General features: G+C 52.2%; 8 protein-coding genes, 3 rRNA genes and 1 riboswitch. All 11 genes read left to right on the top strand.

Translation table 11 applies throughout. The features are described from left to right. Positions 1-19 precede the first annotated feature (19 nt). The 11 genes from guaA (at position 20) to NSQ46_RS26105 (ending at position 16,707) form a co-directional block, all read left to right on the top strand. Complete coding sequence (guaA, locus tag NSQ46_RS26155; RefSeq protein ID WP_007133021.1) at positions 20-1,558, top strand: glutamine-hydrolyzing GMP synthase; 1,539 nt, start codon at positions 20-22, stop codon at positions 1,556-1,558. Positions 1,559-1,832: 274 nt separating this feature from the next. Continuing rightward, positions 1,833-1,931: riboswitch (purine riboswitch) on the top strand. 213 nt (positions 1,932-2,144) lie between these two features. Then, positions 2,145-3,515 carry an NCS2 family permease gene (locus NSQ46_RS26150; protein ID WP_007133020.1) on the top strand — a complete coding sequence of 457 codons (1,371 nt, stop codon included), beginning with the start codon at positions 2,145-2,147 and terminating at the stop codon, positions 3,513-3,515. A 764-nt stretch (positions 3,516-4,279) separates the two neighbouring features. Further along, a 16S ribosomal RNA gene (locus NSQ46_RS26145) occupies positions 4,280-5,833 on the top strand. Positions 5,834-6,179: 346 nt separating this feature from the next. Then, positions 6,180-9,106, top strand: a 23S ribosomal RNA gene (locus NSQ46_RS26140). 270 nt (positions 9,107-9,376) lie between these two features. After that, positions 9,377-9,493: ribosomal RNA gene (gene rrf / locus NSQ46_RS26135) — 5S ribosomal RNA — on the top strand. The 16S, 23S and 5S rRNA genes sit together here, the layout of an rRNA operon. 425 nt (positions 9,494-9,918) lie before the next feature. Next, positions 9,919-10,662, top strand: a complete 744-nt coding sequence (locus NSQ46_RS26130; protein WP_341034423.1) for a GDSL-type esterase/lipase family protein — start codon at positions 9,919-9,921, stop codon at positions 10,660-10,662. A gap of 124 nt (positions 10,663-10,786) precedes the next feature. Further along, positions 10,787-11,767, top strand: coding sequence for a ketoacyl-ACP synthase III (locus NSQ46_RS26125; protein WP_251537867.1), 981 nt, complete (start codon positions 10,787-10,789; stop codon positions 11,765-11,767). A 319-nt stretch (positions 11,768-12,086) separates the two neighbouring features. Further along, positions 12,087-13,151 (top strand): PhnD/SsuA/transferrin family substrate-binding protein, encoded by a 1,065-nt coding sequence (locus tag NSQ46_RS26120; RefSeq protein WP_251537866.1) that lies wholly within the window; start codon positions 12,087-12,089, stop codon positions 13,149-13,151. A gap of 238 nt (positions 13,152-13,389) precedes the next feature. Then, positions 13,390-14,754, top strand: a complete 1,365-nt coding sequence (locus NSQ46_RS26115; RefSeq protein WP_028406392.1) for an extracellular solute-binding protein — start codon at positions 13,390-13,392, stop codon at positions 14,752-14,754. Between the two features lie 133 nt (positions 14,755-14,887). Continuing rightward, positions 14,888-15,847, top strand: coding sequence for a sugar ABC transporter permease (locus tag NSQ46_RS26110; protein WP_342575293.1), 960 nt, complete (start codon positions 14,888-14,890; stop codon positions 15,845-15,847). Further along, positions 15,844-16,707, top strand: coding sequence for a carbohydrate ABC transporter permease (locus NSQ46_RS26105; RefSeq protein ID WP_007132753.1), 864 nt, complete (start codon positions 15,844-15,846; stop codon positions 16,705-16,707). The genes NSQ46_RS26110 and NSQ46_RS26105 overlap by 4 nt, the downstream gene beginning before the upstream one ends. The last annotated feature ends 1 nt before the right edge of the window (position 16,708 follow it).

The following is a 16,708-nucleotide window of genomic DNA, read 5'->3' as shown; positions in this document are numbered from 1 at the left end:
AATCAAGGGAGGCCCGGTAATGAATAAGCCTAATGAAATCATCGTTGTTTTGGACTTCGGTGGACAGTATAACCAACTTATAGCACGACGGATCCGCGATCTTGGCGTATATAGCGAGCTTTTGCCTTATAATACGTCCGTGGAGAAGATTAAGGAATTGGCACCGCGCGGGATTGTTTTTTCGGGAGGCCCTATGAGCGTTTATTCCGAAAATGCCCCGCATGTCGATCCTGCCATTTATGACCTGGGTGTTCCGATTTTCGGAATTTGCTACGGCATGCAGTTGATGGCCCACCAGCTGGACGGTAAAGTAGAGCGTGCTTCCAAGCGCGAGTACGGAAAGGCTGAGCTGGAATTTAATCCGAACACCACGCTCGTTAAGGGTCTGGAGCAGAAGCAGACCGTATGGATGAGCCACGGCGATCATGTGGTATCACTGCCAACCGGCTTCAAGCTGGATGCAGGTACGGAATCCGCTCCGATTGCTGCGATGAGCAACGAGGACAAGAAGCTGTACGCCGTGCAGTTCCATCCGGAAGTACGCCACTCCGTGCACGGGAATGAAATGATCAAAAACTTCCTTTATGAAATATGTCAGTGCGAAGGCAACTGGAGCATGGAGACCTTTATCGACGACCAGGTTCGCGAAATCCGCGAAGTCGTCGGAGACCAGAAGGTGCTGTGTGCCCTGAGCGGCGGGGTTGACTCTTCCGTTGTGGCCATGCTGATTCATAAAGCGATCGGCGATCAGCTGACTTGCATGTTCATTGACCACGGCTTGCTGCGCAAGGGCGAGGCTGAGAGCGTGATGGAAACCTTCGTCGGCAAGTTCGATATGAAGGTCGTCAAGATCGATGCGCGCAACCGTTTTATGTCCAAGCTTAAGGGCGTGGATGATCCGGAGAAGAAGCGCAAAATTATCGGCAACGAGTTTATTTACGTATTTGACGAGGAATCCAGCAAATTCGACGATTTTGCATTCCTCGCTCAAGGCACGCTGTATACCGATATCGTTGAGAGCGGAACGGATACGGCGCATACCATCAAGTCCCACCATAACGTAGGCGGACTTCCTGAAGACATGAAGTTCAAGCTCATCGAGCCGCTGAAGGCCCTGTTTAAGGACGAGGTCCGCAAAGTCGGCGAGGAGCTTGGCCTGCCGGACGAGATCGTGCACCGTCAGCCGTTCCCGGGACCAGGACTCGCGATCCGCGTGCTTGGCGAAGTGACCGAGGAGAAGCTGAAGATTGTGCGGGATTCCGACTACATCCTGCGTGAAGAGATCGCGAAAGCCGGACTGGACCGCGAAATCTGGCAATATTTCACCGCGCTTCCGAACATGAAGAGCGTTGGCGTTATGGGCGACGCCCGTACGTATTCCTACACGGTCGGCATCCGTGCCGTAACCTCCATCGACGGCATGACGGCTGACTGGGCCCGCATTCCTTGGGATGTGCTCGAGAAGATTTCGGTGCGCATCGTCAACGAAGTGGAGAACGTCAACCGGATCGTGTATGACGTTACGTCCAAGCCGCCTGCAACGATCGAGTGGGAGTAGGAGTACTCCGGGAGATCGAACGATATAAACCGATTCGTTGAAGTCGGGAGACGAAAAGGATGAAAGTGAACACCTCTGCTACCGGGGATATCAGGTTATGATATGCCTTGATGGCAGGGGTGTTTTTTTACAAATAGTTCTGTCGACCCACAATGATTATGGATTTCTCCCCAAATCCCGAACATTACTTTAAATTAACAAGTGTAATATTCGTTTTTGTTATTGACAAGCTTGGGCATCTCGTCCTAGAATATGAGTAGAAATCGACACGACAACAACAAATAACGAGCTTTTTCGTATAATCCCGGGAATGGGCCCGGGAGTCTCTACAGGTCACCGTAATGATCTTGCTACGAAAAGAGGAGCGGCAATATAATGCGGACACGTACTGCGTTTCTAAAGCCGGCTGTCACTGTCAGGAAAGATGCTTTCCGGCAGTGCGCCCGGTTTTCACGAAGCGATTGTTAGCCTGTGTTCCGATGGCTATTGTTTTGCGGCTCTTTTTTCCAAGCAGCGGCCCTGGGGATATATCCTTAGGGTCTATTTGTTGTTGCGGGTCATTAATTTTAAGGGGGATATCTCTATAATGGAGCGTTTCTTTAAGCTAAAGGAACACGGAACAACAGTAAGAACCGAGATTATCGCTGGCCTTACGACGTTTATGACGATGGCCTACATCCTGCTTGTTAACAACCTGTTTCTCGGTCCTAACGGGGCAGGCATTCCGCAGGAAGGCGTCTTCTTCGCGACTGCGGTCGGTGCGGGACTCGTAACGATGGCGATGGGCTTCTTCGTTAATATTCCGGTTGCGCTGGCGCCGGGTATGGGTTTGAATGCATATTTCATGACCGTCGTGCTGAGCTCGAATGGAGCCATTACATGGCAGGCTGCGCTCGGAGCCGTATTTATTTCAGGTATCGTCTTCATCATTCTGACGGTAACGAAGGTTCGCCAAATGCTGCTGACGGCCGTTCCGAATAACCTTAAAATTGCCATTACGGTCGGGATTGGCTTGTTTATTACCATTGTCGGATTGAAGCTCGGCAATCTGGTTACCGTGTCGATCAACCCGGGTACGGATGTTAGCCAGCCGGTACCGGGAGGCGCGTTTAATATGGGCCTTGGGAACTTCGTTGAGCACAAGGACACGCTGCTTGCTCTAATCGGGCTGTTCCTGATTGCGATTCTTATGGTGATGAAGCTGAAGGGCGCTTTGCTGATCGGTATCGTGCTGACAACATTGATCGGTATTCCGATGGGCGTAACCGACCTGTCCAGTCTTAGCACCGCAAGCTGGATTCCATCCTTTGATAATTTGGCCGTTGGCCAGATGGATCTGAAAGGCGCGCTCGGAATCGGGCTCATCGAGGTCATTTTTATCTTCACGTTCGTTGAACTGTTTGATACCTTCGGTACATTGGTCGGTACTGCAGGCCGTGCAGGATTGCTCAAGAATAAAGAAGAAGGCGAGAAAAAGCTGGGTAAAGCGATGCTCGTCGATGCGGGCGGCGTGAGTGCCGGCGCATTCCTTGGTACAAGTACAATTACGGCATTCGTAGAGAGCACCTCCGGTGTTGCCGAAGGCGGACGTACCGGTCTGACGGCCGTAACGACAGGCGTGCTGTTCATTCTTGCGCTGTTCCTGGCTCCACTTGCTCTGGTTGTTCCTTCTGCTGCTACGGCTCCGGCGCTTGTCGTTGTCGGCGTGCTGATGATGAGCCAGGTTCGTGATATTGAATGGGATGATTTCATGCAAGCCTTCCCTGCATTCCTGACCATCATCCTGATGCCGTTCACGGGCGGAATCGCCAACGGGATTTCGGCGGGGATCATTGCTTACGTCGTGCTTGCCGTATTCGGTAAGCTGACAGGGCGCACCGACACGAAGGTGCACTGGCTGATGTGGATTCTGTTCGTGATCATCTTGGTTCGTTACGCGTTCCTCGGGGCCGAATAATCATTCGTCAATTACGCATAATAAAACCGTCTCTTATATATAGAGGCGGTTTTTCGTTTGTATGCTTTTCAATAAATGTCATCAGGACCGGTTGCTTCTTCGCGCGTTTATTAATTAGCAGCGGTTCGATTCCTAAACGTTTGTTTTGCCGAGACATCACCATACGTTGGCTCTGTCCCCGATCCCGTTCATCATTTAAATAGAAGCTTAGCTGGTGGATGTGCGAACAAATCTTATTATTAATGAAGAGGTCAGGCTGTATTATATGCCGTATGATGAAGCGAAGGACGATTACTAATGATCGTCCATCTAGCCCAGTTGGCGGATTACTTTGTATCGGTATAGGTGTATTGAAACTCTATTTATAATTATTTTAAAAAAATGCTTGCATTCTTTCTTGAAGATGTGTTATATTCTAATTCCGGCCGAGAAAAAGGCAGGGACAACATTTGAATCACAAGCTGAAATGAATGAACGAAAAATTAAATTCAAAAAAAGCTTGCAAAACTCAAATGGATGTGGTAAATTATAAGAGTTGCTGATGCGAACTAGATTCGCCGGTAACGAAAAGGTTGATCTTTGAAAACTGAACAACGAGTGAGTAAAAACAAACCGCTTCGGCGGGGAGTTACAATAGAGAATTGAACAAATTCTCGTCAGTTTTTCTAAATGAGCTTAATCGCTCTTTCAAGACTCACCAGATTTGATTCACTCATCCGAGTGGAACCCAAATCCGGCGAGGTCGATCGTCCTTCGGACGATCTTTATTGGAGAGTTTGATCCTGGCTCAGGACGAACGCTGGCGGCGTGCCTAATACATGCAAGTCGAGCGGACTTGAAGAGGAGCTTGCTTCTCTGAGAGTTAGCGGCGGACGGGTGAGTAACACGTAGGCAACCTGCCCTCAAGACTGGGATAACTACCGGAAACGGTAGCTAATACCGGATAATTAAATCTGCCGCATGGCGGAGTTATGAAAGGCGGAGCAATCTGTCACTTGAGGATGGGCCTGCGGCGCATTAGCTAGTTGGTGAGGTAACGGCTCACCAAGGCGACGATGCGTAGCCGACCTGAGAGGGTGAACGGCCACACTGGGACTGAGACACGGCCCAGACTCCTACGGGAGGCAGCAGTAGGGAATCTTCCGCAATGGGCGAAAGCCTGACGGAGCAACGCCGCGTGAGTGATGAAGGTTTTCGGATCGTAAAGCTCTGTTGCCAGGGAAGAACGTCTCATAGAGTAACTGCTATGAGAGTGACGGTACCTGAGAAGAAAGCCCCGGCTAACTACGTGCCAGCAGCCGCGGTAATACGTAGGGGGCAAGCGTTGTCCGGAATTATTGGGCGTAAAGCGCGCGCAGGCGGTTCTTTAAGTCTGGTGTTTAAACCCGAGGCTCAACTTCGGGACGCACTGGAAACTGGGGGACTTGAGTGCAGAAGAGGAGAGTGGAATTCCACGTGTAGCGGTGAAATGCGTAGATATGTGGAGGAACACCAGTGGCGAAGGCGACTCTCTGGGCTGTAACTGACGCTGAGGCGCGAAAGCGTGGGGAGCGAACAGGATTAGATACCCTGGTAGTCCACGCCGTAAACGATGAATGCTAGGTGTTAGGGGTTTCGATACCCTTGGTGCCGAAGTTAACACATTAAGCATTCCGCCTGGGGAGTACGGTCGCAAGACTGAAACTCAAAGGAATTGACGGGGACCCGCACAAGCAGTGGAGTATGTGGTTTAATTCGAAGCAACGCGAAGAACCTTACCAAGTCTTGACATCCCTCTGAATCCTCTAGAGATAGGGGCGGCCTTCGGGACAGAGGAGACAGGTGGTGCATGGTTGTCGTCAGCTCGTGTCGTGAGATGTTGGGTTAAGTCCCGCAACGAGCGCAACCCTTGATCTTAGTTGCCAGCACTTTGGGTGGGCACTCTAAGGTGACTGCCGGTGACAAACCGGAGGAAGGTGGGGATGACGTCAAATCATCATGCCCCTTATGACTTGGGCTACACACGTACTACAATGGCTGGTACAACGGGAAGCGAAGCCGCGAGGTGGAGCCAATCCTAAAAAGCCAGTCTCAGTTCGGATTGCAGGCTGCAACTCGCCTGCATGAAGTCGGAATTGCTAGTAATCGCGGATCAGCATGCCGCGGTGAATACGTTCCCGGGTCTTGTACACACCGCCCGTCACACCACGAGAGTTTACAACACCCGAAGTCGGTGGGGTAACCCTTACGGGAGCCAGCCGCCGAAGGTGGGGTAGATGATTGGGGTGAAGTCGTAACAAGGTAGCCGTATCGGAAGGTGCGGCTGGATCACCTCCTTTCTATGGAGTACCTCGCTTCCGTAGCGAAGCGGTACAAATACGGTCAGCGTAAGCTGCCGGAATAGACTTTACGAAGTAAAGTCAACCAACTCACTCGTTGGTCAGTTTTGAGAGTTTAACCTCTCATTTGATCCTTGAAAACTAGATAACGAAACGAATTTGCGTTTTAGAAATATCCTTCTCTAACGACTTGTGTCAAGTGATTGACCAAGAAGTGAAAGAGTAGCGTTAGAGCGAAAGATTCGTGACAGGTGATCCTTTGGAAGCTTGTTTCACCATTGAGTGGTTTTATCCAATCAGGAAACAAGCGGACAACAGAGCACATGGCACGAAACTGGAGCGACATGGTTAAGCTACTAAGAGCACACGGAGGATGCCTAGGCGCTAGGAGCCGATGAAGGACGTGGCGAACAACGATACTGCCTCGGGGAGCTGTAAGCAAGCTTCGATCCGGGGATGTCCGAATGGGGAAACCCAGCTGGTGTAATAGCCAGTTACCCGTATCTGAATACATAGGATGCGAGGAGGCATACCCAGGGAACTGAAACATCTAAGTACCTGGAGGAAGAGAAAACAAGAGTGATTCCGTCAGTAGCGGCGAGCGAACGCGGAACAGCCTAAACCAGAGAGCTTGCTCTCTGGGGTTGTGGGACGTCTCACATGGAGTTACAAAGGTTTAGATTAGACGAACAGGTCTGGAAAGGCCGGCCATAGAAGGTAAAAGCCCTGTAATCGAAAATGTGAACCCTCCGAGACGGATCCCGAGTAGTGCGGGGCACGTGAAACCCCGTATGAATCCAGCAGGACCATCTGCTAAGGCTAAATACTCCCTAGCGACCGATAGTGAAGCAGTACCGTGAGGGAAAGGTGAAAAGCACCCCGGAAGGGGAGTGAAATAGAACCTGAAACCGTGTGCTTACAAGAAGTCAGAGCCCGATCTATGGGTGATGGCGTGCCTTTTGTAGAATGAACCGGCGAGTTACGTTCCCATGCAAGGTTAAGGCGAGAAGCCGTAGCCGCAGCGAAAGCGAGTCTGAATAGGGCGCTTTAGTATGTGGACGTAGACCCGAAACCGTGTGATCTACCCCTGTCCAGGGTGAAGGTGCGGTAACACGCACTGGAGGCCCGAACCCACGTACGTTGAAAAGTGCGGGGATGAGGTGGGGGTAGCGGAGAAATTCCAATCGAACTCGGAGATAGCTGGTTCTCCCCGAAATAGCTTTAGGGCTAGCCTCGGAATTGAGAGTCGTGGAGGTAGAGCACTGATTGGGTGCGGGGCCCGCAAGGGTTACCAAGCTCAGTCAAACTCCGAATGCCATAGACTTATATCCGGGAGTCAGACAGTGAGTGCTAAGATCCATTGTCAAAAGGGAAACAGCCCAGACCATCAGCTAAGGTCCCCAAGTGTGTGTTAAGTGGGAAAGGATGTGGAGTTGCACAGACAACCAGGATGTTGGCTTAGAAGCAGCCACCATTTAAAGAGTGCGTAATAGCTCACTGGTCGAGTGACTCTGCGCCGAAAATGTAACGGGGCTAAACACACCACCGAAGCTATGGCTTGATGCTTGCATCAGGGGTAGGGGAGCGTTGTATGCAGGTTGAAGGTGTACCGTAAGGAGCGCTGGACAGCATACAAGTGAGAATGCCGGTATGAGTAACGAAAAGATCAGTGAGAATCTGATCCGCCGAAAGCCCAAGGTTTCCTGAGGAAGGCTCGTCCGCTCAGGGTAAGTCGGGACCTAAGGCGAGGCCGAAAGGCGTAGTCGAAGGACAACAGGTTGAAATTCCTGTACCACCGTAAACCGTTATGAACGATGGGGTGACGCAGGAGGGTAGTGACGCGGACTGATGGATGTCCGTCCAAGCAGTGAGGCTGATGTGTAGGCAAATCCGCACATCGTAAGGCTGGGCTGTGATGGGGAGTGAAAATTACAGTAGCGAAGGTCATGATCTCACACTGCCAAGAAAAGCCTCTAGTCAGGTGAAGGTGCCCGTACCGCAAACCGACACAGGTAGGCGAGAAGAGAATTCTAAGGCGCGCGGAAGAACTCTCGTTAAGGAACTCGGCAAAATGACCCCGTAACTTCGGGAGAAGGGGTGCCTCGGTAGGGTGAATAGCCCGAGGGGGCCGCAGTGAAAAGGCCCAAGCGACTGTTTAGCAAAAACACAGGTCTGTGCGAAGCCGCAAGGCGAAGTATACGGGCTGACGCCTGCCCGGTGCTGGAAGGTTAAGGGGAGCGGTTAGGGGTTAAACCCGAAGCTGTGAACCGAAGCCCCAGTAAACGGCGGCCGTAACTATAACGGTCCTAAGGTAGCGAAATTCCTTGTCAGGTAAATTCTGACCCGCACGAATGGCGTAACGACTTGGGCGCTGTCTCAACGAGAGATCCGGTGAAATTTTAATACCTGTGAAGATGCAGGTTACCCGCGACAAGACGGAAAGACCCCATGGAGCTTTACTGCAGCTTGATATTGGATTTGGGTACGATCTGTACAGGATAGGTGGGAGCCTTTGAAGCATGAGCGCCAGCTTGTGTGGAGGCGACGTTGGGATACCACCCTGATCGTATCTAGGTTCTAACCTGGTACCGTGATCCGGTACGGGGACAGTGTCAGGCGGGCAGTTTGACTGGGGCGGTCGCCTCCTAAAGAGTAACGGAGGCGCCCCAAGGTTCCCTCAGAATGGTTGGAAATCATTCGAAGAGTGCAAAGGCATAAGGGAGCTTGACTGCGAGACCTACAAGTCGAGCAGGGACGAAAGTCGGGCTTAGTGATCCGGTGGTACCGCATGGAAGGGCCATCGCTCAACGGATAAAAGCTACCCTGGGGATAACAGGCTTATCTCCCCCAAGAGTCCACATCGACGGGGAGGTTTGGCACCTCGATGTCGGCTCATCGCATCCTGGGGCTGAAGTAGGTCCCAAGGGTTGGGCTGTTCGCCCATTAAAGCGGTACGCGAGCTGGGTTCAGAACGTCGTGAGACAGTTCGGTCCCTATCTGTCGTGGGCGTAGGAAATTTGAGAGGAGCTGTCCTTAGTACGAGAGGACCGGGATGGACGTACCGCTGGTGCACCAGTTGTTCCGCCAGGAGCATGGCTGGGTAGCTACGTACGGACGGGATAAGCGCTGAAAGCATCTAAGCGTGAAGCCCCCCTCAAGATGAGATTTCCCAGTATGTAAGACCCCTTGAAGACGACGAGGTAGATAGGTTGGAGGTGGAAGTGCAGCAATGCATGGAGCTGACCAATACTAATCGGTCGAGGGCTTATCCTACAAGCTTTCTGAAAGAAAGCTCGCTACGGAAGCATGAACAAAAACCCCAAAAAGTGAAGCGAAGCTTTGAAGCGGATGCCGAATACTTTTCGGGGGCCCCGATCCAACATTGGGGAAATGCTACGGATTCTAATCAACGCAAAGACGTTTCGTATCTAGTTTTCAAGGTTCAAAAGATCTTGAAACGATTTTGAAGCTGCATGCCTTTTCTAAGGCTTGATATTTTGCTGGTGAGCAATCATTGAAGCAAAGTGCAGCGCAAAAATCACGTTTGGTGGCGATGGCGGAAGGGTTCCACGCGTTCCCATACCGAACACGACCGTTAAGCCTTCCAGCGCCGATGGTACTTGGACCGAAGGGTCCCGGGAGAGTAGGACGCCGCCAAGCACAACCAACAAGCGCGTTATCGATATGTCGATAACGCGCTTGTTTTTTTGTATGGTTACACGCATAATCGGAGGTTTGCGATTCCTGCCACGTCAAAAGCGTGTGAATGCTCATAAGGTGCTCGTGCACGCTCTGGGCACGCGCTGTTGAGCGAGGGTGTCTGCCCGCTCGCCCGCTCATAATGGAGCTGCAGGCCGTCATGGAGCCTCCAGGCCACCATTTCGTAGCTGCAGGGGACGACGTATCGAAGACAGGACCGGATTTAGGGCATAGCCTTGTCCGGTCCTGTTTTTTTATTTATTCGGTGAATATCAGCGTATTACATCACTCCAAACGATCAAGGGCATTGCGGGAGACGTGAAAAGGCTTAGAATGAAAGGGTAAACAAAATCAAAATCTGAACCTTTGAAAGAGGAGGGATATAAATGGCATCAGCGGACGAAAATAAAGGGTGGCACACGGCGGAGGATCGCGAGCCGGGGATTCAGGAAGACACATGGCCTGAAGCGAACGATGAAAAGAAGATGAAGCTGCTGCACTACCAGAAGCTCAATCGATTGGCCCGGAAAGGGCAGGTGGTGATGGTGGGCTCATCGCTGATGGAATTTTTCCCGATCAATGAGCTGCAGCAGACGCTGGCACTCCCATATTGTATCTACAATCGCGGGATTGCGGGCTATGTCACTGCGGAATTATTAGCGTCGATGGAAACTTGTGTTTTTGACCTTGAGCCTTCCAACATCTTCATCAACATCGGGACCAATGATATCAGCGCGCCTGATTATAAGCTGGAGCGTCTGCTTGCAAACTACGACGAGATTTTGACCCGCATCGCTACAAGGCTGCCCGATTGCCGGGTATTTGTCATGGCCTACTATCCCGTTAATGCCAAAGACGACTTTCCGTTTGTGTCCAGAGCTTCGATGGAGGAGATTTTTCAGAGAAGAACGAATGAGGCGATTCGGGAAGCAAACGATGCGATCAAGCAGTTGGCGGCCAAGCACGGGTATACCTTTATTGACGTAAATGACGGGTTGACGGATGCCGAGGGCCATTTGCACAAGGAGTATGCCATTGACGGCATTCACATGTTTCCTGACGGATACGCGGTCGTGTTACAAAATTTGAAGAAATATCTTGAACATCTCGACGTCCCGAAGGACGGTTGACGCCCTTGCGGATAACCTTGATTTTCAGGAAGGGGAGTTCTAATGGCGCCTATCCAAATAAAATTAGTACCAAGTCCTAATACTTGGTGTTATAATAGACGTAAATAAAAATGGAGGTGTCATCATGAATCAATCCAAGTCAAAAATAACGGCCATCGGGACGTATGTTCCCGACCGCGTCCTGAGCAATGCGGATTTAGAAAAGATGGTGGATACGAGCGACGAATGGATCGTTCAGCGGACGGGGATGAGAGAGCGCCGCATCGCTGCGGAGGATCAATTTGTATCCGATCTGGCAATCAAGGCCGTGGAAGATATGGTCAATCGATACGGTGTTACCGTGAAGGATGCGGATATGATTCTTGTGGCAACCAGCACGCCGGAGTATTCCTTCCCGAGCACGGCTTCGAGAGTCCAGTCCAAGCTTGGCATCGTCAGTACGGGCGCCCTTGATGTGAATGCGGCATGCGCCGGCTTCGTCTATGCACTGCAGATGGCGGACGGGCTTATATCCGGCGGTGCCTACTCGAAAATTTTGGTCATTGGCGTCGAGACGCTCTCCAAAATTACGGATTACACCGACCGAACGACATGTGTGCTGTTCGGAGACGGGGCCGGCGCGGTGCTGCTGGAAGCGGATGAGAGCCGGCCGGGCATTCTGGCGTCCACGTCCGGCACATTCGGCGAAGGCGGCATTCATCTATATAAAACCGCGCTGTCCGAAAAGATGGACGGCGAGGAGCTAAAGAGCGGCTGTCTCGTGCAGAACGGCCGCGAAATTTATAAATGGGCCGTCCGCAACATTCCGGACGGCGTCCGCGAGCTTCTGGATAAAGGAGGCATGTCGCCGGAAGACATCGACTGGTTCGTCCCGCATAGCGCCAACCTCCGAATGATCGAAGCGATATGCGAACGTGGGCCGATGCCGCTCGACCGGACGCTGACAAGCGTCGAATACCGCGGGAACACATCGGCCGCATCCATCCCGTTGGCGCTGCAGCTGGCTATTGACGAAGGCCGGCTGAAGAGCGGGGACAACGTGCTGCTCTACGGCTTTGGCGGCGGCATGACTTATGCGGGATCCATCATTCGATGGATGATCTAAGGCGATGGCCGACAGTGAACCTTTTTTATTCGAGAAACGAAGAGTTAAAAAGCTAGAGCTTTCCATAAATCTGTCAAGAAAATTCAAGTCAGGATGATTCGGTCCTGGCTTGTTTTTTTATTTGCCCAACTTCATGTTTACCTTGGTTTTACATAATTATTACACTGCATTGACCCTTGCGACCCAGCAACAGGCTAGACTGATTTCATATAGGGAAGTTGGGGAAACAGTGTCTTCGGAGCTGTGGAATACAGCACGTTTTTCCGGTCTTGATGCATGGCAGACAAACGACCGGTGGTCCCCGAGAGGAGATTGTTTGATGAAGAAGATTTGGCTGCTCATGATTTCGCTGGTTGTGCTGGTGGCAGCGACAGGCTGCGGAACGAATGGCGGTGCGTTACACGTAGCAGGGGCAGGGGCAGGCCCAAAATCCGAGGGCACGATAACCATCGCCTGGCTTCAAGGCGAATCCGGGGCCGTGGTGAAGGAAGCCCGTGATGAGCTGGGCAAAGTGATCGAGAAAGCGACGGGTAAACAAGCCGAGCATACCATCTTTACGGAGGATACGGATGCCATCGATGCGATTGCGAACGGACAAGTCGATCTGGCATTCATCGGGACAGAGGGCTATGTCAGAGCGAACGCCGCAAATCCGATGGTCCAGCCGCTGGTCGTCGCAAGCGGGGAAACCGGAACGCTCGAAGACGCTTTCTATTTTAGCTGGGTGAGCGTGCGACAAGGCGAGGAGGGGGCGTATAAACGCGGAAACGGTTATGCTTTGGAGCCTATTGCCGGTAAAAAAATATCATTTGTGTCCGAAACCTCCATGTCGGGGTTTAAGATACCTGCCCATGAAATGATCGGAGCTTTGGGCAGGTTGGACAAGTATCCGGATTTGACGATAGATGACTTGCTTCAAGGAGGGAAGGACCGGATTTTTCGCGAAGTGCTGTACGGGGGAACGCATCCGGGCTCGCTTGCAAATTTGTTGACAGGTAAAGCTGATGCAGCGGCCTTCTGCGATCTATGTCTATCCGATGCTATCGAGCTGTCATCCGGAACGGCGAAAATGCCGGGCGCCGTCTACAAGGTCAAGGCAGATGCGGGAGAACCGCTTCATGCACTGGCCGGCAAAGCCTTTACGATTATATCGGTCACACCGGTGCTGAACCCTCCCTTTGCGATCAATACGGATACCGTTAGCGGTGAGGATCAGCAAAAATTGCTGGATGCCTTTACTTCCGATGAAGTCAGCAGGAATCCGCACATTTTCCAGCCGGAGGACTTGGAGGGATCGGGCCTGTTCAAGCAAACATCCGGAATGGAGCGGTTTCTTCCCGTCGATGATGCATGGTTCCACCCGATTCGGGAGCTAACCGATTAAGGGAGGGTATAGCCGTCCCGATCAGAGCGGGCGGTATTAGCAGTTGAAATAAGAAACCCAATCAAGACGTTATGCCTCTAGAGTGCATAAGGTCTTTTTTGTCGTGGATGAATTTCTTCCGGTTATCGAACTGAATCGTAATAAATTCAACCTGAATTCGGAAGTTTGCCTCCTCAAAATGTCGCCCGTCTCCCATTAGACTAAAAAAGAAAATAAGTTACATGAGAGGGGTAAAAGCATGAGCAGATTCAAAACATGGAGCGCATTGCTCCTGAGCATCATCATGGTCTTCTCACTGGCTGCCTGCGGTGGCGGCAATTCTGCGGAATCGCCAGGAGGCGGTACCAACCAAGAGGGAGGAGGCAGCACGAACGAAGGCGGCTCGAACGAAGGGAACTCGAATGAGGGCAGCTCTACAGAGAAAATCGAGCTTTCCTTCTGGTCGCTGGGTACGACCAACTATGAGGATTTGGCCAAGGAGTATACGAAGGAGCATCCGAACGTCACCGTGAAGTTCCAGAACACGTCCGATCAGACGGCCCATCATAACAATCTGACGACAGCATTGTCCGCCGGCTCGGGCGCGCCTGACATTTTCATGCTTGAAATCGCCTTCATGGAGCGCTTCATTAACAACCAGGACAAGTTCCACAACCTCTATGATCTCGGCGCGAAAGACATTGAAGGCAACTATCTCGACTGGAAATGGAAGCAGGCAACATCCGTGGACGGCTCCTTCCAGCTCGGCCTTCCAACGGATATCGGCCCTACGGTCGTGTATTATCGTACGGACCTGGCTGAGCAAGCGGGGCTGCCGACGGATCCGGAAGCCTTCAGTGCCGCAATCGATACGTGGGATAAGTTTGCAACCGTGGCGAAGCAGTTCAAGGATAAAACGGGCAAGCCGTTTGCCGACCTGACGGATCTGGTTTATAACGGCGTTCGCGACCAGTCGCCGGATCAAATCTATTTCAATAAAGAAGACGGCAGCTTTATCGGCGAGACCAACCCGCAAGTGAAGAAGGCCTATGATTTCACCGTCAAGGGCATCCAGGAAGGCTGGATCGGCAACTGGATTCTGTGGTCTCCGGAATGGCAGAAAGCGATTAATGACGGCGATTTCGGGGTCATGCTCGGCCCGGCTTGGATCGCAGGCACCATTCGCAATGCTGAGGACAGCGCAGGCAAGTGGAAAATCGCCCAATTGCCTGAAGGCGCAGGCAACTGGGGCGGCTCGTTCCTGACGCTGCCGAAGGAAGGGAAGCATCCGAAGGAAGCCTACGAATTCATCTCTTGGCTCGTCAGCAAAGAGAACCAGCTGAAATCGTTTAAAGACAGCGGGTTGTTCCCATCGATTCCGGCCGTTTACGACGAACCGACGTTCAAGGAAGACCAGGACGAATTTTTCGGCGGCCAGGTGATTGCGGAAGCCTATGCCCAATCCGCGGAGCGCGTCAAGCCGGTATACTACGGACCGCTGCATGACCAGACCGACACGATTATTAAAAATGCGCTCAAAAACGTGCTCGAGAAAAAGGCTGACCCGCAAAAGGAATGGGAGAGCGCCATGCAGCAAATCAAAACATTGGTTGAGCGCAGCTAGGGCAGCGGGAGGGCAACCCACTCCCAACGCATGACAACCATATGAAACTTAAAGCGTCCGAATTCGAGAGGGGATCTTCTGAAGCATCCTCTCCCGGATTCGGATTTATCACTTACTTCCTGGAGGTGCATCCATGGCGGATACCGCTACAGCCGAACGGCCGCAGCCGCTGCCGCAAAAAAGGCGGTTTTTGACCGAGACCCGGCGCAGCCGTTTTACGGCGTATACATTCATTTCACCATTCTTTATTTTGTTCTCCATCTTTGGATTGTATCCCATCGTGTTCACCATCTATTTGTCATTCTATAAATGGGACGCGCTTGGCCCGATGAAATATGTCGGCCTCAAAAACTACGAGTTCGTCACCGGGGATCCAACGTTCTGGATCGCATTCGGCAACACGCTGCTTATGGCGCTTATGGGTACCGTCCCGCAGCTCATCGTGGCCTTGTTCGTTGCGGTCATGCTGAATTCTGCGCTGAACAAGTTCAAGAATACGTTCCGCGTCCTATATTTCATGCCGAATATTACGTCTATTGTGGCCGTTACGCTTGTCTTCAGCACGATGTTCGGCAACAACGGGATGGTCAACTGGATGCTGAACACGTTCGGCATGGAAAGCGTTCCGTTCAATTCCGGCTGGTGGGGCGTCAAAATCGCCATTTCGACCATGGTCATGTGGCGCTGGATGGGATACAACGCCATTATTTTCTTGTCCGGGCTGCAGAGCATCCCGACCGACATTTACGAAGCCGCGAAGATCGACGGCGCCAGCCGCCGCCAGCAGTTTATATACATTACCATGCCGCTGCTTCGTCCTTTTATTCTGTTCGTCACCCTGGTGTCCACGATCGGCGCGCTGCAGCTGTTCACGGAGCCGTATGTGTTCCTGGGGCAATCGGGTACAGGCTCCACGAGACAGGAAGGGGTCACGATGGTCACCTATTTATACAATGAGGCGTTCAAGAACGGCTTCTTCGGAACCGCAGCCGCTACGGCCGTCCTCTTGTTTATCGCAACGATTGTGTTCTCCGTCCTGAATATGATGCTGTCGAGCCGGATGGGCGGAGCTACGGGGAGGAAAAAAGCATGAGCACACTTTCAGTCACCCGCAAAAAGCCGGATGAACCCGGTATCGTCGCCAAGACGTTATTTTACGTATTCCTGATCCTCGGCGCCCTGGTTTCGATATTTCCGTTCTACTGGATGTTCGTCGTCGCAACCAACGGCAAGGATGCGGCCTTTCAAATTCCGCCGCTGCTTACGCCGGGAACGGCCTTTTTCGATAACTTCGCACGCGTGCTGGAGCGGACCGAGTTCTTCCGGGCGCTGCTCAATTCGGTCGTCGTATCGACGGCGGTTACCCTTTCGGTCGTATTTCTGTGCACGCTGGCCGGCTATGCCTTTGCCAAATATGAGTTTCCGCTGAAAAAAACGCTGTTCGTGTTCGTCATCGCGACCATGCTTGTGCCTGCCCAGCTCGGCGTCCTGCCGCAATATGTCATCATGGCCAAGCTGCAGTGGATCGACAGCTATAAAGCGCTGATCGTGCCCGCCATGGTCAACGCCTTCGGAATCTTCTGGATGCGGCAGTATATCGCCTCGGCCGTCCATACCGAGCTGATCGAGGCGGGCCGGATCGATGGCGGCGGCCATTTCCGCATCTTCTGGAACATAGCCATTCCGGTCGTTACGCCGGCGATGGCAACGCTTGGCATTCTGAACTTCATGAACGTGTGGAACGACTTCTTCTGGCCGCTCGTCGTGCTCAAGAACCGGGAAAACTATACGATCCAGATCGCGCTTCAGCAATTGTTCACGAACAAGGACGGCCTTGATTTTGGGATGATCATGTCCGCGACCTTCACGGCAACGCTGCCTCTGCTGATCGTGTTCCTGCTGTTTAGCCGCTGGGTTATCGCCGGCCTGACATCAGGCGCCATAAAAAGTTAAT

Source organism: Paenibacillus sp. FSL M8-0142 (genome assembly GCF_038597315.1).
Lineage (GTDB): Bacteria > Bacillota > Bacilli > Paenibacillales > Paenibacillaceae > Paenibacillus_AQ > Paenibacillus_AQ lactis.
This window is presented reverse-complemented; position numbering and strand designations above follow the sequence as displayed.

What these genes read in the sequence shown, in the direction of transcription:
- guaA (WP_007133021.1), top strand. Translation starts at nt 20, where the DNA reads ATGAATAAGCCTAATGAAATCATCGTTGTTTTGGACTTCGGTGGACAG.
- NSQ46_RS26150 (WP_007133020.1), top strand. Translation starts at nt 2,145, where the DNA reads ATGGAGCGTTTCTTTAAGCTAAAGGAACACGGAACAACAGTAAGAACC.
- NSQ46_RS26130 (WP_341034423.1), top strand. Translation starts at nt 9,919, where the DNA reads ATGGCATCAGCGGACGAAAATAAAGGGTGGCACACGGCGGAGGATCGC.
- NSQ46_RS26125 (WP_251537867.1), top strand. Translation starts at nt 10,787, where the DNA reads ATGAATCAATCCAAGTCAAAAATAACGGCCATCGGGACGTATGTTCCC.
- NSQ46_RS26120 (WP_251537866.1), top strand. Translation starts at nt 12,087, where the DNA reads ATGAAGAAGATTTGGCTGCTCATGATTTCGCTGGTTGTGCTGGTGGCA.
- NSQ46_RS26115 (WP_028406392.1), top strand. Translation starts at nt 13,390, where the DNA reads ATGAGCAGATTCAAAACATGGAGCGCATTGCTCCTGAGCATCATCATG.
- NSQ46_RS26110 (WP_342575293.1), top strand. Translation starts at nt 14,888, where the DNA reads ATGGCGGATACCGCTACAGCCGAACGGCCGCAGCCGCTGCCGCAAAAA.
- NSQ46_RS26105 (WP_007132753.1), top strand. Translation starts at nt 15,844, where the DNA reads ATGAGCACACTTTCAGTCACCCGCAAAAAGCCGGATGAACCCGGTATC.